Below are 25,172 nucleotides of genomic sequence, written 5' to 3' on the forward strand. Positions count from 1 at the left end.
ACTCCAATATTTAACCGTGCTCGCCAAGCAAGGGATTGAGATTGTCGGTATCGATTATAAGAAAAGAGGAAAAGCTAAGACAATAAAAATAAAGATGATTGTCATCATTGATATTGAGATCAATGAAACATCATATGATATTGAAGAAATGAACAAATCCATTGCATTATTATTTTTCAAATAACTAAACGTTGTTACCGAGCCGACTAAAGTACTAATAAATATAAACACAGTAATAACATTGAATATGATAAATGCAATATTACTCTTACGAATATACTTACTATCTTCTTCATCTTTTAAAGCTTTATTTAATCTATTCATCTCCTGATTTATGTTATTGAATGAGATCGATATATCATTACTGGTATTTTCCCGTTTTAAAGAAATAGTCTTATTTGTTTTTTTGAACCAACACATATCAATATCCCTATCTATTTCAACCTCTCATAAATCGGTTTTAGTACTTCATTCCATACTTTCTCATTCACATCACCGGTGTGTCGGTAGTGAATCGTACCTTTACCATCGATAATAAAGGTTTCGGGCGCACCGTAAACACCGAGATCCAACCCGAGTGATCCTTTCGGATCGTAAATCACCGCCTTGTACGGATCGCCGTATTGTTTCAGGAACTGCAATGCTTTTCCCCGTTCATCCTTATAATCGATACCGACAATCTCAATCCCTTGCTTGGCGAGCACGGTTAAATATTGGTGTTCGGCGTAGCAGGTCGGGCACCAAGTCGCCCACACGTTGAGTAAACGCGGCGTACCGGTTTTCAAGACCGCTGACGTCACGGTTTGATTGGTGTCGGACAACGATTCCAACTGAAATTCCGGCACCGTTTTGCCGATCAAAGCGGATTCCAAAGCTTTCGGATCTTCACCGCCGGCATTACGTTGAAGTTGTACCATAAAGACAACAATGAGCCCTAAAAAAACAACGAGCGGTAAAAACAGTTTTTTATTCATGTGATGCCCTCACTTTGAATTGTTCGGTATGCGGAAATGCCCGGTAATACGAAATTGATGGAGAATATTCTCTTCTTGTGTTCCCCTGCCGATATTATGAATAATCAGCGGCGTACCGTCGGCGGCTTTTTGGTCGGAAACAATTCCGATATGCGTCAATCCCCTACCTAAATCCCATGTCACAATATCGCCGGCGTGATATTCACCGTTTTTAACGGCATAACCTTGGCGTTGAAAATACGTGGCGATATTCGGTACGCGGCGGTGGTCGATATTACGATCGGTCGATTTCAATTTCCATTTGTTCGGATAGCGATTGAAATGTTTGCGCATATCTTCATGAATTAATTGCTGCAAATCTATCTGTTGCCCTCGCAGCGCGCGAATCACTACGTCGGTACACACACCTTTAATCATCGGTACATCGCCCATCGGGTAAGCAATTTTGCTGTATGCGGCATCATAGTATCGGGTGACGCCGATCTGCTTTCTGGCGTCCTGTACCAAGGTTTGCGGAGAAAACGCCCATAGCGGCGTACTGCAAAACAGTAAAAAGAAAGTCAGTAATCGTTTCATACAAGCGGTCGGTTTGCGTCGATATTTTGCAAAAAACGAGCAAATATCATCGTATTTGCCCGTCGACGATTATGAAATAATGTCAGCTAAACGCTCGCCCATGCGGGTCGGTTCTCCCGGAATGAGATATTCCTCCAACTTAACCGCCCCTTTCGGGAACAGGTTAACGACCGTCGATCCTAAGCGGAATGCCCCCATTTCTTCACCTTTTTTCAACTGAACTGCCGTCTCACCGCTGGTCAGGTAGTTGTACACGAGCACTTCTTTCGCTCGTGGCGGGTTGATAACGCCCGCCCAAACAGTACTGATGCTGGCAGTAATAGTTGCACCGACTAAAATTTGAACCATCGGACCAAATGCCGTATCGAATTCACAAATTACCCGTTCGTTACGGGCAAACAAATTCGGTACATGTTCGGCGAGGAACGGATTGACGGAAAATAATTCGCCCGGTACATAAATCATGCGACGTAATGTGGCATCACACGGCATATGAACACGATGATAATCACGCGGGGAAAGATAGGTGGTGATAAAGTCACCGTCTTTGAATTTATCGGCTAATTCATGATCATTTGCCAATAACGTTTCTAACGTAAAACTGTGTCCTTTTGCTTGTAACAGTCGGTTTTCATTGATGCGACCAAGCTCGCTGACCCTGCCGTCAGCAGGCAAACACAGCGCTTTCGGATCCTGATTAATCGGACGCGCATGTTCTTTTAATCGACGAATGAAAAATTCGTTAAAGGTGGCGTAATCGGAAGCTTCGGTTTTTTCCGCCTCAGCTAAATTCACTCTATATTGTTTAGCAAACAACTTAATAATGAAATGTGTCACCACACCCCATTTTTGTTCGGCTAACCAACCGGCAACACGGGTTAAACCGAAATGCGGCATTAAATATTGAAAAGCAATTTTGGCACGTTGCCCATAGGTCGGGCGGGGATAGGATTTTAATGACATAAGTTATATCCTTCATTTTCCTCATATTTCTAAGGCTTGGCAGTATAACAAATGCCGTGAAGTTTACAATGGCACAACGGTGTTAGTCCTTGACGGACTAACACCGTGAGTTGTTATTCAATCACGATACGATCGCGGTTTTTCTCCAACGTTGCTTTGCCGATCCCCGATACTTCGGTAATTTGTTCTACGTTGAGAAAATGACCGTGTTTTTCACGGTACTCCACGATAGCTTGTGCTTTTTTCGCACCGATACCGACCAACTTGTCTTGGATTTCCGCCGCCGTTGCGGTGTTTATATTCACCATATTCGGATTGACGGTCTTCGCCTGAACGGATTGCGTACTTGCGGTCGGTTCCGCTACGGTTGGAGCGGCGGTTTGTGCAAAGCCCGAGGCGGTGAAAAGCCCCAATAACAGACTCAAACCGTAAGTTGCCAATGTTTTCATAAAGATCTCCTGTGTAGTAATAAATGGCGGCGATACCTTACGGCGCTTCATTTTTCGCGGCAATCGGTAAAAATCATTTTATCGACGCGGATCGAAAAAATAGAAAAAGCGAAAGGCTTACGCTGGACTTTTAGGAATCTCTCGGGCATGTTGAGCGGTTTGATTACGGTAACGTAATTTGCAAAAGATTCATGAAATCAGACCGCTTGTCGAATATTTTTCGGAAAAATCGTGCCGATTCGACGAAAATCCATTAAAATGACGGCTATTTCCCCTTTATATCCCCTTGGAATTGATAAATGAGCCAAATTAATTTGCGTAAGGAACCAACTTTTGGTGAACCCTCAGACAAAATATCTGACAAAGTAGAGAATAACGAAACCCCAACTACGGCTAACCCGACGGCAAAAGAAACCATTTCCGTTTCTTTGCATTCCAGTAAAGCCCCGGGCTACACCTTCACCCCCGTGATGAAGCGTCCGTTGGAATCGGCAAGCCAATTTTCTACTCTTGAAGAGAAAGCTATGATTGAAAAAAATGAATCCCCAACATCGAATGTAACCAAACCGACCCAAGCGACCGGTTTTGCCTTCGCTCCGGTCAATGAAAAGACGGAAGCCGCCTCTACCGAAGAGCCAAAAGCTGCTCAAGATACGCCAAAAACGGAATCGGCGGAAACAACAGCGAAAGCACAAGTAACGACAGATACCACTATCCAATCCGCATCGAAAACCAATGAGGTTGAACGTGTGATTCCGGTTCAACCGCCTGCCGACGCGAAAGCCAAGCCGACAATCCCGACCTTAGACAAGGTGCCGTCCAAATACCGCCGTTTATTATTGGTCGGCGGATTAGGCGTGGTGTTATTGTTGGTCTTTTTCCTACTAAAACCGAGCACACCGGAAACCGTAGAGGAATTACAACAACAAGGCACCAGTTTGCCGATTGAATTCCGCCCGGTCGATGAAGCGGAAGCCAAACGTGCGGAAGAAGAGGCCAAAGCTTTACAAGAAAAAGCAAGACAAGAAGCGGAAGCATTGGCTCAACAACAAGCTCAGCAGGCACAACAGGCTCAGCAATCCGAAGCATTACCTCAAACTCAAACACAGCAGCCGGCTGCGACGACACCTGAACAACCGACATTAACCACGGCGACTACACCGGTGGAACAATCCGCCACAGAAATCGTTGCCGTTGCAGTGAAACCGATTGAACCGACCAAACCGACAACCGGCGGCAGTGTCATTCACCAGCCGGAGCAAAATGTTGTCATTAAAGTCGAACGACCGAAAACGGTAGAAAAAACCGTCGAAAAACCAAAACCGGCGGTTCAACAACCGAAAACCGACGCTAAAGCACAAACTACTGCGGCAAAACCAAAAACGGAAAGCACAAAACCGACTGCACCTGCTGCCGTTTCAAGTAAAACCATGACGGTACCGAAAGGCGTTTCACTGATGCAAGTATTCCGTAATCACGGGCTGAATATTGCGGATGTCAATGCCATGAGCAAAACCAACAATGTGGTCAGTCGTTTGAAAGAAGGTGAAAAAGTCACCGTACGTTTAGATAAAAATAACCGAGTCACCGAATTAACCATCGGTTCGGGCGGTAAATTTGTCCGTCAGGCTGACGGCAGTTATACGTTTAAATAACGAAAACAATGAGGAGCAACGTCGCCGCGTTGCTCTTTTTTATATTTATTTCAATTTTTTATTAAAATGGAGAAGGAGGAAATTCAAGATGCATTTCCGTCATATGAAAAAAATACTGACGCTGTCTTTCAGCGTGATGTGGTTAAGCGGTTGCGTTGCACCCGTTGAGCAGGTGCAACAAGCACAAAAGGACAGCGACATCACCGTAAAAGAAACGCGTTCTACCGAAAAAAATATGCCTGTTACCGAATATGTCTGCGATAAAGACAAAATCGTCAGAGTACAAACCCCAAAAACACCTAAAAATAAAACGATCACCGTGACGTTTAATCAGGCATCGCACAAACTCTCTTCCACCGTCGTTCAACACGGGAAAAAATACAGCAATATCCGCTGGGTATGGCATGAGCAAAACGGCAAATGTACCTTACGGGATAACCGTAACAATGTATTAGCGGAAAATTGCGTAAAAAAACAGTAGGATTGCCTTCCATGAATATTTTGGTTATCGCACCGTCTTGGGTCGGAGACATGATGATGTCTCACGCCCTTTATCAACAACTTAGCGTGAATTACCCGAATTGTCGGATTGACGTGATGGCACCGGATTGGTGCCGACCGTTGCTTTCCCGTATGCCGGAGGTACGCAATGCCATTTCCATGCCGATCGGACACGGCGAATTTGCCTTATGCAAGCGGTACGATTTGGGCAAAAATTTACGAAATCGGTACGATATGGCCATTGTGTTGCCGAACTCGTTGAAATCGGCGTTTATTCCGTTTTTTGCCAAGATACCGCTTCGCCGAGGCTGGAAGGGCGAAATGCGTTACGGTTGGTTAAATGATCTGCGTCGCAACAAACAAGATTATCCGATGATGGTACAACGTTATATTGCCTTGGCTTTTGATCAAGGCTCCATTCCGTCGGCAGATCATTTACCTATCAGCTACCCTTATTTGAAGGTGGATGCGGAGCAGCTGTCACAAACCAAGCGACATTTTGCCAAACAACTTGAGTATGCGGAAAACCGCAAAGCAATCGGTTTTTGCCCGGGTGCCGAATTCGGACCGGCGAAACGTTATCCGCATTATCATTATGCCACGCTCGCGCAGGCGCTGATTGAACAAGGTTATGCCGTGCGCTTGTTCGGCTCGAAAAAAGATGAGGAAGTCGGCGAACGCATCCGTCAACATTTGCCTTCCCATTTACAACGTTACTGTATCAATCTTGCAGGACAAACGGATCTCAATCAGGCGGTGGATTTAATTGCCGATTGTCAAGCCGTGGTGAGCAACGATTCGGGGTTAATGCATGTTGCGGCGGCGTTGAACCGACCGCTTGTTGCGCTTTACGGACCGACCAGCCCGCAATATACGCCGCCGTTATCTAAAAAAGCGGCTGTTCTCCGTTTAATTGACGGCGGATTAATTAAAATCCGCAAAGGCGAAGGGCAAGACGGCTATCATCAGAGCCTGATTGATTTAAAACCTGAAAACGTGCTGGAACAACTCAATCAACTTTTGGCTGACCACTCGAATGCGGACTAATTCACTTTTACTCTCCATCATATCGTTCGGTCAGTAAGCGGAGAAAATTTTGGTGGAAATTCAATACATTTATTCTACGCAAACCATTTTTTCCTTTGCCAAAAGGATCGGGAAAACGGTATATCGCGGCAATAAATATCTTAAGATGATTTCATGGCTCGACCCGATTATCTTTATCCTCTTTTATGCCGTCGTGTTTTTTCTCTTTACCTTTTTGAGTGACTATACGGACGTCTTCGCGTTTTATGAGGAACACGAAACGGTCAGCCGCTTAAAATGGGTACTTGTGGCGATTAGCTTGTTGGTAGGGATCTATTCGATTGCGTTACGCCAATATTTGATTGAAAAGGCACGAATCACGATGACCGAACAGCGATTGGACAACACCGTCATCCTTTTACGTTTAACCGATGACGGGCTCTATCAGCAATTTGTCGGCGGCTATACGTTGACCGAATACGGCTGTATCAATAAAACCTATCGTCTTCAAGACCACTTGATCATCTTATTGAATCAAGCCTATTTTTATGCTGTTCCGCTCACGGCGTTTGCCGAAGAAGAACAGGCACAACAATTTGAACGTACTTTACGTGAAAGGTTGGCACAATCATGAATATCTGTTTGGTAAAAACCTCTTCGATGGGGGATGTCATCCACACTCTTCCTGCGTTGACCGACGCCCAACGCATCATCCCGAATTTGCAGGTAGATTGGGTCGTTGAACAGTCTTTTGCCGAAATCCCCCGGTGGCATGGTGCGGTAAATCAAGTGATCCCCGTCGCCATCCGCCGTTGGCGGAAAAACCTGTTGTCCGCTCAAACATGGCAGGAATGGCAAACATATAAAACACAGCTTCAAACAACACAATACGATGCGGTCATTGACGCTCAAGGTTTGTTAAAAAGCGCCCTGTTGGCGACACGTTTAGCCAAAGGCACCAAATACGGTTATGACAAACACAGCGCGCGGGAAGGACTGAGTGCCTGTTTTTATGATAATACTTTCTCTATTCCTTATCACCAACATGCCGTCGAACGTATCCGCCAATTATTCGCCCGAAGCCTTGGTTATACCGTACCGGAAAGCATCGGGGATTATGGACTTCGTGCACAATTTGCAAATTATTTGCCGGATCCGACCGCTTGTTCACCTTACCTTATCGCAGTACACGCAACTACCCGCGAAGATAAACATTGGCAAGAAGCCTATTGGGCAACGCTATTCAAATCGCTGACGACACAGGGTTTTGACGTTCGTTTGCCTTGGGGAAACGAACGGGAACGGGAACGGGCGGAACGTTTGGCTAAGATTTCGGAACGGATTACGGTATTGCCGAAATTAACTTTGACCGAATTGGCGCAACAGATTGCCGGCGCACGGGCGGTGATTTCCGTTGACACCGGTTTAAGCCATTTAACCGCCGCCTTGGATAGACCGAATATTATTTTATACGGTGCCACGGATCCCCAATTAATCGGCGCTTACGGAAAACACCAAATCTATTTGTCCGGCAATGGTATGGAGACGATTTTGCCTCAACAAGTCGAAGAAGCATTGTCCGAGTTGTTTAGCGCTAATGGCGCCAAAACGTCGGACTTAAAATCACCAATAACGTGAACACTTCCAAACGTCCGCAAACCATCGCAAAGGTGAGCACCCATTTGGCACTGTCGGGTACATGTACGAAATTGTTACTTACCGTCCCCAGTGCCGGCCCGAGATTATTCATACTGGCGATAACCGCATTCAGCGCATCAAACGTTTCCATCCCGCAGGCAATACTGGCAAGCCAACATAATACGAATACAAAGAAATAAGCGGAAAAAAACGCCCATACGCCTTCCACAATCCGTTCGGACAACACATGTTTGCCAAGTTTAATCGGTTGAATCACATTCGGATGAATAAAACGATGAACTTCCCGTCTGCCTTGTAAATACAGCAACAGTACTCGGAACATTTTTAAGCCGCCGCCGGTGGAACCGGCACAACCGCCGATAAATGACGCCAACACTAATAATAGCGGCAAAAAGGAAGGCCATTGGCTGAAATCGTTGGTGGTAAAACCTGCCGTCGTCGAAATCGATACCGACTGAAACAGCGCTTGAATAAAGGTAGTCGAATGATTATCAAAGTAGTTGTACAACAACAATACGGCGAAGCAAATGACAAACAGTGACAACTGCACCAAAATAAAAAAACGGAATTCGTAATCTTTCCAATATAGACCGAAAAAACTCGATCGATTGCTGCCTTTGTAACGATCATTAAATTGATCAAATACCGCAAAATGCAGCGCAAAGTTACAAGATGAGATCAACAAAAACAGCACGGTAATCAGATCAATCACCGGGCTGTTAAAATAACCGATACTCGCGTCATGGGTTGAGAATCCGCCAATGGCGACCGTGGCAAAACTGTGGGAAATCGCATCAAAACCGCTCATTCCGGCAAACCAGTAAGCTAACGCGCAAAGGACGGTTAAGGAGACATAAATCATCCACAACGCTTTGGCGGTTTCAGCAATACGCGGACGCATTTTCTGTTCTTTGAGCGGACCGGGCATTTCCGCACGGTATAACTGCATACCACCGATTCCCAACAATGGAATAATCGCCACCGCAAGTACGATGATCCCCATACCGCCGAGCCATTGCAGGAACTGACGATAGAATAAAATCGCTTTCGGCAAAGAATCCAAACCGGTAATCACCGTCGCACCGGTGGTGGTTAAACCGGAAAACGATTCAAAAATCGATTCGGAAAAGTTAAGATCCGGGTTTTCCAACAAGATAAACGGTACCGCACCTAACGAACCGAGGACAACCCAAAACAACACCACGATTAAAAATCCTTCGCGCGAACGTAGCTCTTGCTTATATGTTCGACAAAACCACCATAGTACCGTTCCCACACTAAAATTAAGTAAAAACGCCTCTAAAAACGAACGCCCGCCGCCGTCACCATAAATTAACGCCACAAATGCAGGGGCGAGCATGGTGAACGAAAAGCACATGATAAGAATGCCGACGATGCGGATAATGGACAAAAATTGCACGGAAAATCCTTGTTGTTATCAGATAACGAAATGGTACTCCGCTTTTCGCATGAGTCAAATCATTTGCTATAATGCCCCACTTTTATCACAAGCGGTACGATTTCATGGAAAATTTGCAAAACGAACAACCCGACTGGAAGCCGTCGGCAACCATTCCACATTTATTGAAACGGGCGGAAATCATGGCGGAAATCCGTCAATTTTTCACCGAACGGGGCGTGCTTGAAGTGGAAACCCCTGCCATGAGCGAGTTTTCCGTCACGGACGTTCACCTTTCCACTTTCAGTACACCATTTTTGTCGCCGTTTTCAAGTCAGGCAAAAACCTTGCATCTGATAACCAGCCCCGAATATCATATGAAACGGTTACTCGCCGGCGGTAGCGGTCCGATTTTCCAAATTTGCCGCGTCTTTCGTAATGAAGAAGCGGGTGTTCGGCATAATCCCGAATTTACTATGTTGGAGTGGTATAGACCGCATTTTGATATGTACCGCTTGATTAACGAAGTGGATGATCTGCTGCAGCAAATTTTAGACTGCGAACCGGCGGAATCCTTTAGCTATCAATTTGTATTTCAAACGTATGTCGGCTTGGATCCCCTTTCTGCTACAAAAGTCCAACTTATCGCGAAAGCCCGCGAGCAGGGTTTGCAATGTGACGACGATGAAAACCGCGATACACTATTGCAATTCTTATTCGGTCATTTAGCCGAACCTAAAATCGGCCAGGATCGTCCGACGGTGGTGTACCATTTTCCGGCAACTCAAGCGGCATTGGCGCAAATCAGTACCGAAGATCACCGGGTTGCCGAGCGTTTCGAGTTTTATTACAAAGGGCTGGAACTTGCCAACGGCTTCCACGAACTCAGTGATGCCAAAGAACAGATTCGTCGCTTCGAGCAAGATAACGTGCAGCGTGAAGCGATGGGGCTACCGGCTCAACCGTTGGATACGCGTTTTCTGGATGCGTTGCGGGCGGGTATACCGAATTGTTCGGGAGTCGCCCTGGGGGTTGATCGCCTGATGATGATTGCCATGCAAGTCGAGCGTATCGATCAGGTTATGGCGTTTGGGGTGGAAAGGGCGTAGTGTAGAACCTGACTGATAGCGCGAACGTCCCGCGCGTGCTAAAAACGCCTTAAATAATCAATTTGCAAATGTTTATTTATAACTGACCGCTTGTCGAATATAGAGCATGAGTGAGACGCTCGCACCGGTAAAACAATAGAGAAAAAACCAAAAGGAACAACCTTGAACGATTTATTTATTATTGACTCACACTGTCATTTGGATGCTTTAGATTATGAAACCCGCCACAACAATGTGGACGACGTGATCGACCACGCCAAATCTCGCGGCGTTCGACAAATGATCTCAATTTGCACCACCTTGGGTCGCTTTGAAGCGATGAAGCAATTGACTGCTCACCGCAGTGAAGTAGTGCTCTCTTGCGGCGTTCATCCGTTGAATGTGGAAGACGAACCGTTTGACTACGACAAACTCTTCACATTGGTAAAAGATCCGCATGTCGTCGCCGTGGGGGAAACCGGGTTGGATTATCATTACACGCCCGAAACCAAGGCGTTGCAACAATCACTGTTTGAACAGCATATTGAGGTGGCAAAATTGGTCGGTAAACCGCTCGTTGTTCACACCCGATCGGCGCGTGAAGATACGATGCATTTTTTAGAAAAAGGTCACGCCGAACAGTGTGGCGGTGTGTTACACTGCTTTACGGAAGATTGGGCGATGGCAAAACGGGCGTTGGATATCGGTTTTTATATTTCAATGTCGGGCATTATTACTTTTCGCAATGCGGAAGCATTGCGGGATGTCGTACGAAAAGTCCCGCTTGATCGCCTGTTAGTCGAAACGGATTCGCCTTATTTAGCGCCGATACCTTATCGCGGTAAGCCGAATCAGCCCGCCTATGTGCGTGAAGTTTGCGAATATGTCGCAACATTAAAAGGCGTTTCCCTTGAAGAATGTGCTAACATTACCACTCAAAACGTGCGAGAATTGTTTAAAATTTAATATGTCGAGCGGGATTTTTCCCCACTGTTTTAACGTGATACAAACCGAAAATATCGGTTAAGGGATTTCTATGAAAGCAATGGTTAAATACTTTCTGATTTTAGTTTCACTCTCACTGCATATCGTGTTAGTCGGTGCCGTGAATTATGCTATGCCGAGCTATGACCGAACCATGGTGACGGGGATGGAAGTCCGCCGTATGGATAAAGACGGCATTATCAGCCAAGCCAACCCGGCGGACGGTGCGGTTCGAGACGTTTATTTCTTATTTACCGAACAGCCGGAAACCAAAAAAGTCATGGTATACCGCAATGAAGATACCGGTTGGGGTTTACCGCCTTATTTCAAATTCGGCTCGGCGGATATTCAAGCCAAAGCCCAAGCTTATGCGAATGAAAAACAGATCGTTGAAATTAAATACTACGGTTGGCGCATTAACTGGTTAAACGAATTCCGCAATATCGTTTCAATCAAACCGCTGGCGGAGGGCGAAACCCTTTCAAAACCATGGTTCAGCTACATTTTTTACGCTTTCTTTGCTTTAACGTTCTTCTTGTCGATACAGTTTATCCGCGGATGGTTCGATAGTTCTAAATAAACAAATTCCCCGCTCCCCTGCCGGCAGAGGAGCGAAAGCGGATACAGCCTGATAATAAATAAGCATAATGACCACCTACTTCATCGCCGATCTGCATTTAAACGAATCCCAGCCCGAAGTGACGGCGCTGTTTTTGCAATTTATGCGTGAAAACGCACCGCTTGCCGAAGCGGTGTATATTTTAGGGGATTTGTTTGATTTTTGGATTGGCGATGATGAGCAATCGGTGCTTATTCACACCGTCAAACAAGCAATCCGTCAAGTGACCGAAAAAGGTGTTCCGTGCTATTTTATCCACGGTAATCGTGATTTTCTGATTGGGAAACGCTTTGCCGAAGATACGGGAATCACGTTGTTACCTGATTATCAACTAATTGATTTATATAACAAAAAAACCTTAATTTGCCACGGTGACACACTTTGTATTGACGATATTAACTATCAACAATACCGCCGAAAAGTGCATCAAAAGTGGCGACAATATCTTTTCCTCTGTTTACCGCTTTCACTACGCCTTAAAATCGCGCAAAAAATCCGAGCCAAAAGCCGTACCGATAAACAGCAAAAACCCGCTGAGATCATGGACGTAAACCCTGACTTTACCGCCCAAGTTGTGGATAACTATCAAGCCGAGCAGCTGATTCACGGACATACCCACAGGCAAGCGGTACATACCCATTCCTTTCCCCCGTTTGCGGAAGAAGGTGCCGAAGGCGGAAGGAAACAATGCCGTTCTTTCACCCGAATCGTTCTTGGCGACTGGGGAAAAACCGCCTCTATTTTAGCGGTCTCACCCCAAGGTTTTGCTTTTAATGAGGAACGCTAAATGATAGATGTGATTATCCCCTGTTACAATGCCGAAAAAACATTACAACGTGCGGTACAAAGCGCACTAAACCAACCGCAGTTAGGGACGTTATGGCTGATTGACGACGATTCGACGGATAATACCTTTGCGTTGGCGCAACAATTTGAAGCGCAAGTGCCGACGAAAATTCGTGTGGAAAAAATGCCTCGTAACAGTGGCGCGGCAAAGGCGCGAAATTGGGGGGCACTACAAAGTGAAGCGGAATTTATCGCCTTCCTCGATGCCGATGATGCTTATGAAAATAATGCGCTGCAAGTCGCGGAAGCTATTTTCGATTATCGTCCTCAAGCCGTGGTCGTTCGTCTTGCGTTAAAACCTATCGGAATTGCCGAGCGCTATGCGACTCACCCGAATTTTGATTATGCGTGGCAACATATGCAAATGACCGGAGCCGGTAATACTGTGTACCGCCGCTCTTTTTTTATGGCGTGCGGCGGATTCCCGCAACATCCGTTATTCCGAGAATTCGGCGGAGAAGACGGCGCACTCGGTATTGCAACAACGAAACTCGGTTACGTAGCAACGGCATTTAATGATGCCGGTGTACTCAATTATTGCCGCGACGGAATGCATGCCGAACGGCTGTTGGATGCGATTTTATTTAATCAAAGACCGGACTATGTCACTGATGAGAAAATTGCACAAGCGAACGCCGTCACCGAACAAATTTGCCAACAAGTAAACGCTCTGGTTAAGCAGTTAGCAGAAACTAACGTGGGGATTTATCCGCTCGAACTGGAATGGAATTAATATATTGAAAAAAAATCGAAATCCACCTATTATAGGATTTTGCGATTCATTCTCAATTAAATAATATGAAGGTCATTTTTGTCCTCCTTGGATTCACCGCGCTGATTTTAGGCATCATTGGCATTATTGTGCCGGGCTTGCCGACAACGCCTTTTCTGCTATTGGCGTTGTATTGTTTCGGCAAAAGCTCCGAGCGCCTGAATCAATGGTTCCTCAGTACCTCGATTTATCGGAAATACTTGCAAAACTATGCCCAAACCCGCGCAATGACACTCAAACAAAAAGCCGGTATTTTAGCGTGTTCGGCACCTTTCTGTCTTTTCGCCTTCTTTTCTCTTCCCAATATCTTCGGCAAAATTGCCCTGGTCGCCGTGGTTATCGTGCAATATTATTACTTTATCTTTAAGATTAAAACTTTGGAAAACTAGCCGCTCACGGTAGAATAGCAAGCCGTCACTATTTGCAAAAAAGAGAATGAAAATGACCGCTTGTTTAAGTAAAGAAATCCTCAAAATTGGCCTGGTTTCGATATCCGACCGCGCTTCCGCCGGCGTATATGCCGACCAAGGCATTCCCGAATTACAGGCGTGGTTACACTCTGCGATTATCGCACCGTTTGACGTCGAGACCCGTTTAATCCCCGATGAACAAGCGGTCATCGAACAAACACTGATCGAGCTTGTCGATACACATGCTTGTCACTTAGTGTTAACGACCGGCGGTACGGGACCTGCCAAACGTGATGTCACCCCCGATGCTACCCTTGCCGTCGCCCACCGTGAAATGCCCGGTTTCGGTGAACAGATGCGACAAGTCAGCCTGCACTTTGTGCCGACGGCCATTCTTTCCCGCCAAGTCGGTGTGATTCGCCACGACTCGCTCATCTTAAATTTACCGGGGCAGCCTAAGGCGATTAGAGAAACCTTAGAAGGCGTAAAAGATCAACACGGAAACGTACTTGTTCGCGGTATTTTCAGCGCTGTTCCTTACTGTTTACAGCTGTTAAGCGACATTTATATCGACACTCACCCTGAAATTTGTGAGAGTTTTCGACCGAAAGCGGCGAAAAGATAAGATGAAAACCTATTTGAAAGATCTTCGTTGGGGCAAATTTAACCTCATCAAAGGCGATATGATTAGCGAGAGAGCCGCACATTACGGAGAATGGGCGGAAACCGAAGTGCGACTTCTCCGTCAACTCCTTCAACCGCATTCGACGGTCATCGAAATCGGTGCTAATATCGGCATGCATACGGTTCCGTTGGCAAAAGCCGTTCCGTCGGGGAAAGTACTGTGCTTTGAACCTCAGCGCATTATTTATCAACTTTTGTGCTGTAATTTAGCGCTGAATGATTTGGTTAATGTAGAAAGTTATCGACTGGGGGTCAGTGAACAAAACGGTACGGCGTGGATTGAGAGTAGCGATTACACTCAACCGTGGAATTATGGCAGTTTTTCGATTGATAAAGGTTTCAGTACGGAATATCCGTTTACCGGCAATATTTCAAAAGAAGAAATTGATATTATCGCATTGGATGACTTTGCCCCGATCAAGCGGTTAGATTCCCTCGATTTATTGAAAATTGATGCTGAAGGGTTTGATGCTAACGTGCTGAAAGGTGCGGTAAACACTATTCGACGTTTCCGCCCGTATATTTTTGTTGAATTTCAGTATGACACTTGTGACGAAGTGTTACATTTGTTAAAGCAAGAGAATTACCGTGTCGTTTGGGCGGTATCGCTTCGATACCAACCACAAAACTTTTATCAATCAGTGCCGTTTAATGAACTTGATACACATGCCGCCGATACCAATTTCTTGGCTATTCCGACAGAACGCATTGAAAATGCGGACAGTCGTATTTTGCCCTTCATCAACGGATTGAAAGAGGCTGTCTCGGCTGAGGATTTGGATAGCGATATCCCGATAATTCATATAACTTAAGTGCTAGGAACAAAGATGAAAAAAATTGAAGCTGTTATTAAACCATTTAAATTGGATGATGTCCGTGAAGCATTAACGGATGTCGGTATTCAGGGGATGACCGTCACCGAGGTCAAAGGCTTCGGTCGCCAAAAAGGGCATACGGAACTTTATCGCGGGGCGGAGTATGCCATCGATTTTCTGCCGAAAGTGAAGCTAGAAATTATCGTCACGGACGAACAGGTGGATGAATGCATTGAAGCGATTATCGACACCGCTCAAACGGGTAAAATCGGCGACGGTAAAATTTTTGTGTACGACGTAGAACGTGTGATCCGTATCCGTACGGGTGAGGAGAATGAAGAGGCAATTTAAGTTCCCTACTTTAACAAAGCAGGATACTGGGTTGAAAGAAACTTCGCCTCTTTTTTAAATAAGATAAAAGGAAACAAATGAAAAAAACAGGTTTGCCGTGGTTATGGCTAAGTGCTGTAGTGCTGGTCGTGGATTTATGGACCAAATATATTGTGGTACAACGGTTTGAGTTGTATGAAAGTGTCAATATACTGCCGATTTTTAACCTCACTTATGTTCGAAATTACGGTGCGGCATTTAGCTTTTTGGCGGATCACGCCGGTTGGCAAAAGTATTTCTTCTTAGGGTTAGCTATCGTGATTTCGATTGCGCTCGTGGTGATGCTGTTTAAAAATAATGCCGAACTTAAATTGCAAAACGCAGCTTATGCCTTAATTATCGGTGGCGCAATAGGGAATGCCGTTGATCGGGCCTATCACGGTTATGTCGTTGATTTTTTAGATTTTTATTGGGATATTTATCATTATCCGGTGTTTAACATTGCCGATATCGGTATTGTCGTGGGAGCCGGATTACTGATTTTAGACTCCGTGTTAGAACATCGTAAAAGTAAAAAAGAGTGATTAAATGAACATTATTTTAGCCAATCCGAGGGGCTTTTGTGCGGGGGTAGACCGCGCAATTTCAATCGTAGAACTTGCGTTGGAAATTCACGGTGCGCCGATTTATGTACGTCATGAAGTGGTGCATAACCGCTTCGTCGTCGACGGTTTAAAAGCTAAGGGGGCGGTTTTCGTCGAAGAGCTGGATGAGGTGCCGGACGGTGCGATTGTGATTTTCTCCGCTCACGGTGTCTCGCAAGCCGTACGTCAAGAAGCCAAACGTCGTGAATTAAAAGTGTTTGATGCGACCTGCCCGCTTGTGACTAAAGTCCATATGCAGGTGGCGAGAGCCAGCCGTAAAGGAACAAAAGCAATTTTGATCGGACACGAAGGACATCCTGAAGTTGTCGGTACCATGGGGCAATATGATAATGAAGAAGGCGGTATTTTCTTGGTCGAAGATGTAGAAGATATTGCCAAACTCGGTCTAAAAGATGATGAAGATTTGACGTTTATGACCCAAACGACGTTATCCATTGATGATACCAGTGATGTCATTGAAGCGTTAAAACGGAAATATCCGGCGATTCAAGGTCCGCGTAAAAATGACATCTGCTATGCGACGACCAACCGCCAACAAGCCGTACGCGAATTGGCAACACAAGCACAACTTGTGTTAGTCGTCGGATCTAAAAATTCATCGAATTCCAACCGCCTTGCCGAACTGGCTTCCCGCATGGGAACGCCGTCAAAGCTGATTGACGGCCCGCAAGACATCGATCCGAACTGGTTGGCAGGCGTACAAACCATCGGTATTACTGCCGGGGCGTCCGCGCCGGAAATCTTGGTACAATCCGTCGTAGAACACCTCAAAACTTTAGGTGCGACCAACGTGCAGGAACTGGAAGGTTGTGAAGAAAATACCGTCTTTGAAGTCCCGCGTGAATTACGCATTACGGAGGTAAATTGATGAACCGCTTTAAAATTGAATGGGAATGCCGTCGCGGCATGCGCGAATTGGATAAAATGATCATGCCGTTTTATCAGGAACATTTTGACAGCTTAAGCGATGCTCAACAGCAAACCTTTGTCGACATGCTGGGCTATACCGATCCGGAGTTATTCCGCTGGTTTATGAATCAGGACATACCGCCGACCGAAGCGCTGCAAGAGATGGTAAAACTCATTCAATCCAAGTTGGTGTATTGATTTGCATGTCCTTGTTTCGCTAAAAACATTATTTGCAAAATATCAGGCAAAACCGACCGCTTGTAACAAAGAAAAAAGTGATGGCAAGCCATCACTTTTTCATTCGGTTGTCGTATTCCGACACACTCAGAAAGCTTCAACGGTTCCTTCCAACCAATTTAATTTGAGATGATCACCGTTCGTGATTTGCTTCAAGCCCTCTCCCAATTGGATCACCATCGGAATCCGTAATGATTTGGCGATCAACGCCGCATGTGAAAACGCCGATCCCTCCGCAAGGCAAATTCCCGAAAACGAACGATCGAGTAACCCGACTAAGGAGGACGGATAAAGATCATCGCAACATAACAGATCGTTCGGCTGCAATGCCGGCAACGTAATTTCCACATCTTGCAGATTCGCCGTCAAACGGTAGGCAAGATCTTCCACATCGATCGCCCTTGCTTGCAAATAAGGATCATCCAATTGACGATATTGGTCGATCAAGGCACCGAAAACCTGTTCGCACGCCTCAAGCACATCCCCGTCTTCCACCAGCCGCTCGATTTCCTCCCGCACTTCATCCAACAGATATTGGTGAGCTTGAAACAGAAAACGAAAATCTTCGCTCAGCTTCGGATGCTGTTCCAGTTCACGCAGCTGAGCTTGAGTCAGCTCAATGGCGTCTTCAAGTTCAATACAAGCGGTGCGATCTTCACGCAGTTTTGCAAAATGTTGACGAAAACAGACCGCTTGTCCTTCGATCGCGTCAGGGAAAATCGTGATCCCTTGTTGCACTTTCGTGTCAATCACTTTGACAGATTCATCAAAATGGCGGGTTGCCAACGTTTCCAATGCCGCAAGCACTTGCTCCGCCTCCTCCCCTTCGGCATAGAAAGTGATCACTTGTTGAGGGAGAACCTGAAGTTGAAGTAATTGATTATAACTGCGGGCATCGGCAAATTTTTGCTGATATTTGACCCAAACCTGTGCTTGGAAAGGAGAAACGGCTTGTACGATTTTGGCCGCCGGACGGGCATGGATTCCGTGAGGATTTTTGACAATCCAATCAAATGCACGTGCCGAGGAAGACGGACGATTTTCCGTATCGGTTTGTGGCGACTCTTGTTCACCCAGTTGCTCACGTTTGGCGTTCAATGCATTTTCCGCTTCCCTTATAACCTGAGATAAGCTCGCCCCGTTTGAGGCGCTGACGACGGCGGCTAAAGCCCCTTCAACCAATGGTGCCGAACAGAGTTTGACATTTTTTGCCATTTCCGGGCCGATCAGATCCAATGCCGCTTCGGCACTTAACAGTGCACTGCCGAGATCCATCAGGACAACGACACCTTCCGGGCTATACACTTGTTCTATGGCGGACATAATCCGAACGGCATCCGTACCGATGGCATTTTCCGGTTCCGCCATACCGGCGGCAATCGCGATTTTACAGCCCTGATTCATCTGTTCGGCTAATTCCGCCACCCCGCAAGCTAAGGTATAAGAATGAGAGACCAACACAATATTAACCATGCATCACCTCATAGAATGCTTCAATCATCAACATCGCCGAGGTTGCGCCCGGATCTTGATGACCGATACTTCGTTCGCCCAAATAACTTGCCCGCCCTTTTTTTGCCTGTAACGGAACGGTATCCGCCAGTGCCTTTTTCGCCAAAACAAGCGCTTGAGCCGGATCCGCATTGATTTGCAAGTCAGTAACCACCGGCAACCAAACATCACACATGGTTTTATCGCCGATTTCCGCTTTTCCTCGGGCAACAACACCGTTCACGCCGTCTTGTAACGATTGGCTGAATTCCGCTAAGGTTAAACTCTCTTTGCCCGCCGTGGATTGCGCCATTTTCATAAACAGCGTGCCGAACAGCGGACCGCTTGCCCCGCCGACGCTGGACAGTAGAGTCATGCCGACGGTTTTGAAAATCGTGCCGATATCACTGTTTTCCAGCGTCGGCAATTTTTCCGCCACTTTACTGAAGCCGCGCTGCATATTTAAACCGTGATCCGCATCACCGATTGCCGTATCCAGTTCGGTCAGAAAAGCTTGGTTCGCGTGAAATTTTTCCGCACAACGAGCCAGCCACTGAAGCATCTGCGATTTACTGATATTCATGCGTTGTCCTTATTTTCCATTACCATTTCAACGCCGGGGTGTTGACCGGGGCATCAAAGAGACCAAGGTCACGCTCATCCACTTTTAACAGTGTAATCGATATCCCCTGCATATCCAATGAGGTACAAAATGAACCGACCATGCTACGTTCCACACGTAGCCCGAATTGTTCACAATTATGTTTGAGCCGCGCAAACACGGCATAAAGTTCGGAAGTCGGTACGGCACCCAAGTTATTGACCATCGCAATAACGCGGTTACCGAATTGCAATGCGGTTTTGCGCTGTTCTTGTTCTTGCCAACAGCCTGCTTCACGATCCCATACCCGAATGGTGCGCTGGTAGTCACCGTTTTCAATCAGGGTGGCGAACATTTGATCGACGGTATCGTTTAAATTGGTGAAGGTGCGACGTTCAATACCCGGCTCACCGTGAATACCGACACCGAATTCCATTTCATCTTCCGCCAACGTAAAAGAAGGTTTTCCGGCTGCCGGCACAGTGCAAGCGCCTAACGCAATGCCGATGGAATGCCCGTTATTGTTGAGTTTGTGTCCGAGTTCGACAAGCTCATCCAAATCTTGCCCCTGTGCCGCCGCCGCACCAAGCAGGCGTTCAATCAGCACGGTATTTGCCACTCCGCGACGACCGGCAGTATACAAACTGTCTTTCACCGCCACATCATCATCCACCAACACGGAAGCGACTTTCACACCGTCGCCGTGCAGTAATTCCACCGCCGTTTCAAAATTCAGCACATCGCCGGTATAATTTTTGATAATCAGTAAAACCCCGTTACCGCTGTCCACCGCCAACCCGCATTCATACATTTGATCGGGAGTCGGAGACGTGAAGATAGCGCCCGGACACGCACCGTCCAACATACCTTGTCCGACAAAACCGGCATGCATCGGTTCGTGCCCGCTGCCACCGCCCGAAATCAATGCGACCTTATTGGCAACCGGCGCATCGCGACGGGTCACATAAACCGGATCATGGTGCACGTTTAATCCCGGATGAGCCAAACTGAGCCCCAATAATTGCTCATCGAGAATGCGTTCAACATCATTAATCAGTTTTTTCATAGACAAGATTCCTTCTGTTAGCTAAAAAAACAGAAGAACAATAGCAAAGAATTAGGTTTGATGTTGCGATCTCGCTCACAAAACGGAAAATTTGTGAGCGAAAAAGAAATTTTGAGATGAGCAGCTATAAGGTCATTTGCAAAAAAGCCCGCCATACAGACCGCTTGTATATGCTTGCGGGCACTGAAATTAAGCAATCCTAACCGCGTGATAATGGCTGGTCGGATTGACGATAAGTTCACGGGCGGCAATCAATTGTAATTCATAACTGCCGTGCTGATGGGTCATTTCCATCACGGCATTCACCGCATTGGCGGTGTGTTCAAAGGCTTCCACATCCGATTTACCGTTGAGTAAATTCGCCAAGAAAAGCCCTGCGGTTAAATCACCGACGCCGACCGGCTCTTTGGCAAACGCATGCAACGGACGGCTGATATGCCAAATCCCTTCTTGGTTGGCAAGCAGCATTTCGAATTGACTCGGATCTTTACCCACGCGACTTAAATGTTTGACCAACACCCGTTTCGGTCCCTTGCTTAAAATGACTTTAACCGCTTCAATCGCTTGCGTAAAGTTTTCAACGGTTAACCCGCTCAGTTCCCGTAATTCCACCAGATTCGGGGTGATGATGTCCGCTTGCGCCATCGCCAGATTAATCAGCCCTTCCTTAACGCCGTCGGCAACAATACAACCTTTATCGGGGTGTCCCATCACCGGATCGCATAGATAAATTGCTTTAGGGTTACGTTGTTTGATTATGTTGAAAGCATTAACGATTTCTTCAACCTGTTCAGCCGAACCGATGTAACCCGATACAACAGCATCGCATTTTTCCAATGCACCGATTTCATCGATACCGCGAATAATTTCACCGATTTGCTCTTTCGGTATCACCATCCCCGTCCATTTACCGTATTGAGTGTGATTAGAGAATTGAACGGTATTCAACGCCCAAACGTCAATACCGAGCAGTTGCATCGGGAAAACGGCGGATTTATTGCCGGCATAGCCGTAAACGACATGGGATTGGATGGAGAGTACATTTTTCATTCGATTACCTCTAAGTCTACGTCAAACAGGGAGAACGTTGTGATAAATATTGATAGGAAGCGGGATATGTCCAAAACAAACAAGCGGTCGGTTTTTGCAAATATTTTACAAAATCCGACCGCTTGTCAGCCGATTATACGTAACCGTAATTCATTAAACGTTGGTAACGGCGATCCAACAGTGCTTCGGCATTGAGCGGCGCTAAATCAGCCAAATCGTCCAACAAACGCTGTTTTAAATTTGCCGCCATTTCATCGAAATTGCGGTGTGCGCCGCCTAACGGTTCGGGCACGATGTTATCGATTAATTCCAACTCTTTTAAACGTGGTGCGGTCAAGCCCATCACATCGGCGGCGGTAGAGGCTTTCTCGGCGCTTTTCCACAAAATGGACGCACAACCTTCCGGCGAAATCACCGAATAAGTACTGTATTGCAACATGTTTACTTTATCGCCGACACCGATAGCTAACGCGCCGCCGGAACCGCCTTCACCGATTACCGTACAAATCACCGGCACTTTTAAGGTGGACATTTCACGCAAGTTACGGGCAATGGCTTCCGATTGACCGCGTTCTTCCGCGCCGATTCCCGGGTAAGCGCCCGGCGTGTCGATAAAGGTAATGATCGGTAAATTAAAGCGCTCCGCCATTTGCATTAAACGTAACGCCTTACGGTAACCTTCCGGCGCCGGCATACCGAAATTCCGTTTGACTTTATCTTTTACCGTACGACCTTTTTGGTGGCCGATAATCATCACCGGACGACCGTCGAGGCGGGCAATGCCGCCGACGATCGCTTTGTCGTCTGCAAACGCGCGGTCACCCGCCAATTCATCGAATTCCGTAAAAATGCGCTCGATATAATCTAAAGTATACGGACGACTCGGATGGCGCGCCATCCGTGAAATTTGCCATGCATCCAAATCAGCAAAGGTTTTTTTGGTTAATTCTTCACTTTTTTTTTGTAAACGCGAAATTTCATCGTCCAAGTTAATTTTATCGTCATTACCGACCGCAGAACGCAATGCTTCAATCTTTGCTTCAAGCTCGGCAATCGGTAATTCAAAATCTAAATATTCGGTACTCATAGTTTTTCCTATCAGGTTAGCGGAAACAAAATCAGCGTATTCTATCAGTGAATTGCAAGAAAGGGGAATAATGCAAACGGATTTCTCGCAATTTTTGCAATTTTCATGACAGATCCGACCGCTTGTAAACGCGCCGTTCAGCTGACTGTAAACTGTCCGAGGCAGCCTCGGTCTCTCAACATTAAATCAGACACGCCGAAGGTAAAGGGTAATTTTTCCGAGGCGCTGTGGTCGAATTTAACCAATAACGTGACTTCCTGATCGTTGTCAATCCAAACGGTATCGCGCCAAGCCAACAACGCATGCGGCTCTTTCTCGCGTTGCCGTGTTTCAATAATGAATTTCGCCCCTTGTACGGTAAAGCCGACCGCCTCGGTACTGCGGACATACCAGCGTTCCACACTGTCTTTGACTGCCTCGAAATCAATCCGTTTCGGATCAAAACGCTGTTGATTGATTAAACGATCCGTCGGACGCAACACAAATTTACGTTCCGCCGAGACGTTTAACTGAAAATCGGCTACGGCAAACGGCGGCAGTTGCGGCTCGGTATTTAACGCCGAAGGCAAACCTTCCGGGCGTAATTCCAACACAACGTTATCTTCCAAATCGTCATCGTCACTAAACAATTGCCCGATTTTATACATGAAATCACGCGGTTCACCGCTGATCAACGAAACGCGGTCCCCTTCGTTCAAGTTGATCAAAATTTCAATGCGTTCGGAAGGTGCCAACTGAATATTCGACATTTCAACCGGCTTGGCCAAGTAGCCGAGACCGGAGGCGATTAAGTACAGTGGTTGTTGATTATCCAAACGTAAATCATAGCGGCGTGAAAGTGAGGCGTTGACCAAACGTAAGCGCACCCAGCCGCGCGGCACCGTTACATACGGGGAAGCCTGCCCGTTCACCAATAAACGTTTACCGAAAAATTGAGCGGATTGGGTATTCAACACCTGGATACCGTCTTTGTTGATTTGCTGATCCTGCAAAATTAACGGAATATCGTTCACTCCGTATTTGTTGGGTAATTGTGCTTTACGGCTTTCGCTGTCTTCAATCAGCCAAAAACCGACTAAACCGCGATATACCTGAAAGGCGGAATTGAACATCGTCTCGGCGTGATACCAACAGGTACAAGCGGGTTGGTTGACGGATAAAATCGGTGACCAACTGCTTGTTGGCGGCAGTTTACGGTGAATCGATCCGATCATTTCCGTCGGTGCCGACAGCCCTTGAATATTGATGGAAATCGCTTGCGGTAAATTGTTGGAATAGGTCAGTTTGACAAAATCACCCGATTTTACCCGTACCGTCGGAGCCAAATAACGTCCGTTAGCGCCCCAAACTTCGACCAATTTACCGGCTATGAATTGGGTTTGCGCCGGTCGAAAATCCAAGCGCACCGGACGCCCTCTCCCGACATCCATTAACGGCGGTATCACTAAGGCGGGGCGGTCTTTTGCCAGCAGCGGTTTCGGTGCAAAGACAAGCGCACCGGCGACGGAAGCTCGCTTGATAAATTGTCGACGGGAAAGTTTCATCATAGATTATTTACGTTCAAGTTCAGCGACTTCTTGATCCAATTCTGCTATTTTTGTCTGCATGGTGTGATAGCATTTTTCGATCAATTCTTTCAAATTATCACGGCTATAGCCACTCGTATCGATCGGATCAAGGGTTTCACAGATAACGACTCCGTTATTCAGCCGATTCAGATCGATTTTATCGTGCGTGGTTGAACACACGACCGGAACGATCGGCACGCCCGCCGCAATAGCCGTGTGAAACGCCCCGGTTTTGAACGGGATTAGCCCGCGCCCGCGACTACGGGTGCCTTCCGGAAACATCCACACCGAAATCTGCTTTTCTTTGATGATGTTCGCTACGGTGTTCATGGTATTAATTGCGCTGCTGCGTTTTTCACGATGAATAAAAATATTTCCGGTCGCCCAATAGACTAAACCGAAAAACGGAATCCAAATCAGACTTTTTTTACCGATACTGACGGTACGCGGCGGTACCATGGCGGCAATCGTGATCATATCGTAGTTATTTTGGTGATTCCCGATATAAATTGCCGGTTGGTTAAATTCCGGTTTCGGACGGGTAATCAATTTAATCCCCAATAACGGATGTAATGCCCCGAACATTTTTGCGACCACGCTGACGCTGTCCGGATGACGACAACGAATCAAAGCGTAAACGGTACCGATAATGGAAATGATGACGGCAAGCGATGAAATGACAATGATGCGAAGAATCTTCAACATAACAATAACCTTAGAATAAAAAGACGGACAAAGTATAGCGGAG

29 protein-coding genes and 2 pseudogenes are annotated in these 25,172 nt (G+C 46.4%); 18 read left to right on the forward strand and 13 right to left on the reverse strand.

Features of this window, described 5'->3' with window-relative positions; genetic code table 11:
* A pseudogene (locus tag ACEYKX_RS06920) lies at positions 1-184 on the forward strand (hypothetical protein); the annotation flags it as partial.
* 250 nt (positions 185-434) lie between these two features.
* Here ACEYKX_RS06920 and ACEYKX_RS06925 read toward each other — a convergent pair.
* The 4 genes from ACEYKX_RS06925 to ACEYKX_RS06940 all read right to left on the reverse strand — a co-directional run bounded on the left by ACEYKX_RS06925 (position 435) and on the right by ACEYKX_RS06940 (position 2,962).
* Positions 435-974: a DsbE family thiol:disulfide interchange protein gene (locus tag ACEYKX_RS06925; protein WP_373767497.1), complete on the reverse strand. Its 540-nt coding sequence runs from the start codon at positions 972-974 to the stop codon at positions 435-437.
* 9 nt (positions 975-983) lie between these two features.
* Positions 984-1,550, reverse strand: coding sequence for a DUF1287 domain-containing protein (locus tag ACEYKX_RS06930; RefSeq protein WP_373767498.1), 567 nt, complete (start codon positions 1,548-1,550; stop codon positions 984-986).
* Positions 1,551-1,619: 69 nt separating this feature from the next.
* The gene (asd, locus tag ACEYKX_RS06935; protein WP_373767499.1) at positions 1,620-2,513 is read right to left on the reverse strand and encodes an archaetidylserine decarboxylase; all 894 of its coding nucleotides are present in this window, start codon (positions 2,511-2,513) and stop codon (positions 1,620-1,622) included.
* Positions 2,514-2,626: 113 nt separating this feature from the next.
* Positions 2,627-2,962, reverse strand: a complete 336-nt coding sequence (locus ACEYKX_RS06940) for a ComEA family DNA-binding protein (protein ID WP_373767500.1) — start codon at positions 2,960-2,962, stop codon at positions 2,627-2,629.
* Between the two features lie 299 nt (positions 2,963-3,261).
* On the opposite strand from ACEYKX_RS06940, the gene ACEYKX_RS06945 reads away from it, so the two are divergent.
* The 5 genes from ACEYKX_RS06945 (at position 3,262) to rfaC (ending at position 7,782) form a co-directional block, all read left to right on the forward strand.
* The gene (locus tag ACEYKX_RS06945; protein ID WP_373767501.1) at positions 3,262-4,617 is read left to right on the forward strand and encodes a LysM-like peptidoglycan-binding domain-containing protein; all 1,356 of its coding nucleotides are present in this window, start codon (positions 3,262-3,264) and stop codon (positions 4,615-4,617) included.
* A gap of 88 nt (positions 4,618-4,705) precedes the next feature.
* The gene (locus tag ACEYKX_RS06950) at positions 4,706-5,098 is read left to right on the forward strand and encodes an MliC family protein (RefSeq protein WP_373767502.1); all 393 of its coding nucleotides are present in this window, start codon (positions 4,706-4,708) and stop codon (positions 5,096-5,098) included.
* 11 nt (positions 5,099-5,109) lie between these two features.
* Positions 5,110-6,165, forward strand: a complete 1,056-nt coding sequence (gene waaF / locus ACEYKX_RS06955) for a lipopolysaccharide heptosyltransferase II (protein WP_373767503.1) — start codon at positions 5,110-5,112, stop codon at positions 6,163-6,165.
* Between the two features lie 52 nt (positions 6,166-6,217).
* Positions 6,218-6,778, forward strand: a complete 561-nt coding sequence (locus ACEYKX_RS06960; RefSeq protein ID WP_373780671.1) for a hypothetical protein — start codon at positions 6,218-6,220, stop codon at positions 6,776-6,778.
* On the forward strand, positions 6,775-7,782 hold the full coding sequence (rfaC, locus tag ACEYKX_RS06965; RefSeq protein WP_373767505.1) for a lipopolysaccharide heptosyltransferase RfaC: 1,008 nt from the start codon (positions 6,775-6,777) through the stop codon (positions 7,780-7,782). The genes ACEYKX_RS06960 and rfaC overlap by 4 nt, the downstream gene beginning before the upstream one ends.
* On the opposite strand, the gene ACEYKX_RS06970 is transcribed toward rfaC, so the two are convergent.
* Entirely contained in the window at positions 7,739-9,223 is a 1,485-nt protein-coding gene (locus ACEYKX_RS06970; RefSeq protein WP_373767506.1) for a TrkH family potassium uptake protein, read from the reverse strand. The genes rfaC and ACEYKX_RS06970 overlap by 44 nt on opposite strands.
* Before the next feature lie 104 nt (positions 9,224-9,327).
* On the opposite strand from ACEYKX_RS06970, the gene epmA reads away from it, so the two are divergent.
* From epmA to ACEYKX_RS07030, 12 genes are all read left to right on the forward strand, one after another.
* Positions 9,328-10,311: an elongation factor P--(R)-beta-lysine ligase gene (gene epmA / locus ACEYKX_RS06975; protein WP_373767507.1), complete on the forward strand. Its 984-nt coding sequence runs from the start codon at positions 9,328-9,330 to the stop codon at positions 10,309-10,311.
* A gap of 162 nt (positions 10,312-10,473) precedes the next feature.
* Positions 10,474-11,256 (forward strand): YchF/TatD family DNA exonuclease, encoded by a 783-nt coding sequence (locus ACEYKX_RS06980; protein WP_373767508.1) that lies wholly within the window; start codon positions 10,474-10,476, stop codon positions 11,254-11,256.
* A gap of 70 nt (positions 11,257-11,326) precedes the next feature.
* Positions 11,327-11,854, forward strand: coding sequence for a DUF1523 family protein (locus tag ACEYKX_RS06985; RefSeq protein WP_373767509.1), 528 nt, complete (start codon positions 11,327-11,329; stop codon positions 11,852-11,854).
* A 67-nt stretch (positions 11,855-11,921) separates the two neighbouring features.
* Positions 11,922-12,680: a UDP-2,3-diacylglucosamine diphosphatase gene (gene lpxH, locus ACEYKX_RS06990; protein WP_373767510.1), complete on the forward strand. Its 759-nt coding sequence runs from the start codon at positions 11,922-11,924 to the stop codon at positions 12,678-12,680.
* The gene (locus ACEYKX_RS06995; RefSeq protein ID WP_373767511.1) at positions 12,681-13,472 is read left to right on the forward strand and encodes a glycosyltransferase family 2 protein; all 792 of its coding nucleotides are present in this window, start codon (positions 12,681-12,683) and stop codon (positions 13,470-13,472) included. It begins immediately after the preceding gene.
* 65 nt (positions 13,473-13,537) lie between these two features.
* The gene (locus tag ACEYKX_RS07000) at positions 13,538-13,900 is read left to right on the forward strand and encodes a YbaN family protein (RefSeq protein WP_373767512.1); all 363 of its coding nucleotides are present in this window, start codon (positions 13,538-13,540) and stop codon (positions 13,898-13,900) included.
* Between the two features lie 52 nt (positions 13,901-13,952).
* Positions 13,953-14,546, forward strand: coding sequence for a molybdopterin adenylyltransferase (gene mog, locus ACEYKX_RS07005; protein WP_373767586.1), 594 nt, complete (start codon positions 13,953-13,955; stop codon positions 14,544-14,546).
* Position 14,547: 1 nt separating this feature from the next.
* Positions 14,548-15,417: an FkbM family methyltransferase gene (locus ACEYKX_RS07010; protein ID WP_373767513.1), complete on the forward strand. Its 870-nt coding sequence runs from the start codon at positions 14,548-14,550 to the stop codon at positions 15,415-15,417.
* Between the two features lie 15 nt (positions 15,418-15,432).
* Positions 15,433-15,771, forward strand: coding sequence for a nitrogen regulatory protein P-II (gene glnB / locus ACEYKX_RS07015; protein WP_373767514.1), 339 nt, complete (start codon positions 15,433-15,435; stop codon positions 15,769-15,771).
* Between the two features lie 77 nt (positions 15,772-15,848).
* Complete coding sequence (gene lspA, locus ACEYKX_RS07020; RefSeq protein WP_373767515.1) at positions 15,849-16,334, forward strand: signal peptidase II; 486 nt, start codon at positions 15,849-15,851, stop codon at positions 16,332-16,334.
* A gap of 4 nt (positions 16,335-16,338) precedes the next feature.
* Entirely contained in the window at positions 16,339-17,283 is a 945-nt protein-coding gene (gene ispH, locus ACEYKX_RS07025) for a 4-hydroxy-3-methylbut-2-enyl diphosphate reductase (RefSeq protein ID WP_373767516.1), read from the forward strand.
* A complete protein-coding gene (locus tag ACEYKX_RS07030) occupies positions 17,283-17,522 on the forward strand; it encodes a succinate dehydrogenase assembly factor 2 (RefSeq protein ID WP_373767517.1) in 240 nt (79 codons plus the stop codon). The genes ispH and ACEYKX_RS07030 overlap by 1 nt, the downstream gene beginning before the upstream one ends.
* 126 nt (positions 17,523-17,648) lie before the next feature.
* Here the strand turns inward: ACEYKX_RS07030 and ACEYKX_RS07035 are convergent, their stop codons facing one another.
* The 8 genes and pseudogenes from ACEYKX_RS07035 to ACEYKX_RS07070 all read right to left on the reverse strand — a co-directional run bounded on the left by ACEYKX_RS07035 (position 17,649) and on the right by ACEYKX_RS07070 (position 25,129).
* Positions 17,649-18,659, reverse strand: a complete 1,011-nt coding sequence (locus ACEYKX_RS07035; protein WP_373767587.1) for an HPr family phosphocarrier protein — start codon at positions 18,657-18,659, stop codon at positions 17,649-17,651.
* A pseudogene (gene dhaM, locus ACEYKX_RS07040) lies at positions 18,639-19,034 on the reverse strand (dihydroxyacetone kinase phosphoryl donor subunit DhaM); the annotation flags it as partial. The pseudogene dhaM and the gene ACEYKX_RS07035, both read right to left, overlap by 21 nt.
* Positions 19,027-19,635, reverse strand: a complete 609-nt coding sequence (dhaL, locus tag ACEYKX_RS07045) for a dihydroxyacetone kinase subunit DhaL (protein WP_373767518.1) — start codon at positions 19,633-19,635, stop codon at positions 19,027-19,029. The gene dhaL and the pseudogene dhaM, both read right to left, overlap by 8 nt.
* Positions 19,636-19,654: 19 nt before the next feature.
* Positions 19,655-20,719, reverse strand: coding sequence for a dihydroxyacetone kinase subunit DhaK (gene dhaK / locus ACEYKX_RS07050; RefSeq protein ID WP_373767519.1), 1,065 nt, complete (start codon positions 20,717-20,719; stop codon positions 19,655-19,657).
* 189 nt (positions 20,720-20,908) lie between these two features.
* The gene (pdxY, locus tag ACEYKX_RS07055; RefSeq protein ID WP_373767520.1) at positions 20,909-21,769 is read right to left on the reverse strand and encodes a pyridoxal kinase PdxY; all 861 of its coding nucleotides are present in this window, start codon (positions 21,767-21,769) and stop codon (positions 20,909-20,911) included.
* A gap of 133 nt (positions 21,770-21,902) precedes the next feature.
* Positions 21,903-22,856, reverse strand: a complete 954-nt coding sequence (gene accA, locus ACEYKX_RS07060; protein WP_373767521.1) for an acetyl-CoA carboxylase carboxyl transferase subunit alpha — start codon at positions 22,854-22,856, stop codon at positions 21,903-21,905.
* Between the two features lie 137 nt (positions 22,857-22,993).
* Positions 22,994-24,403: a multicopper oxidase domain-containing protein gene (locus ACEYKX_RS07065; protein ID WP_373767522.1), complete on the reverse strand. Its 1,410-nt coding sequence runs from the start codon at positions 24,401-24,403 to the stop codon at positions 22,994-22,996.
* A gap of 3 nt (positions 24,404-24,406) precedes the next feature.
* Positions 24,407-25,129 (reverse strand): 1-acylglycerol-3-phosphate O-acyltransferase, encoded by a 723-nt coding sequence (locus tag ACEYKX_RS07070; RefSeq protein ID WP_373767523.1) that lies wholly within the window; start codon positions 25,127-25,129, stop codon positions 24,407-24,409.
* Between the last annotated feature and the right edge of the window lie 43 nt (positions 25,130-25,172).

The sequence above is a fragment of the Glaesserella sp. genome, from assembly GCF_041817755.1.
In the GTDB taxonomy this organism is placed as follows: Bacteria; Pseudomonadota; Gammaproteobacteria; order Enterobacterales; family Pasteurellaceae; genus Glaesserella.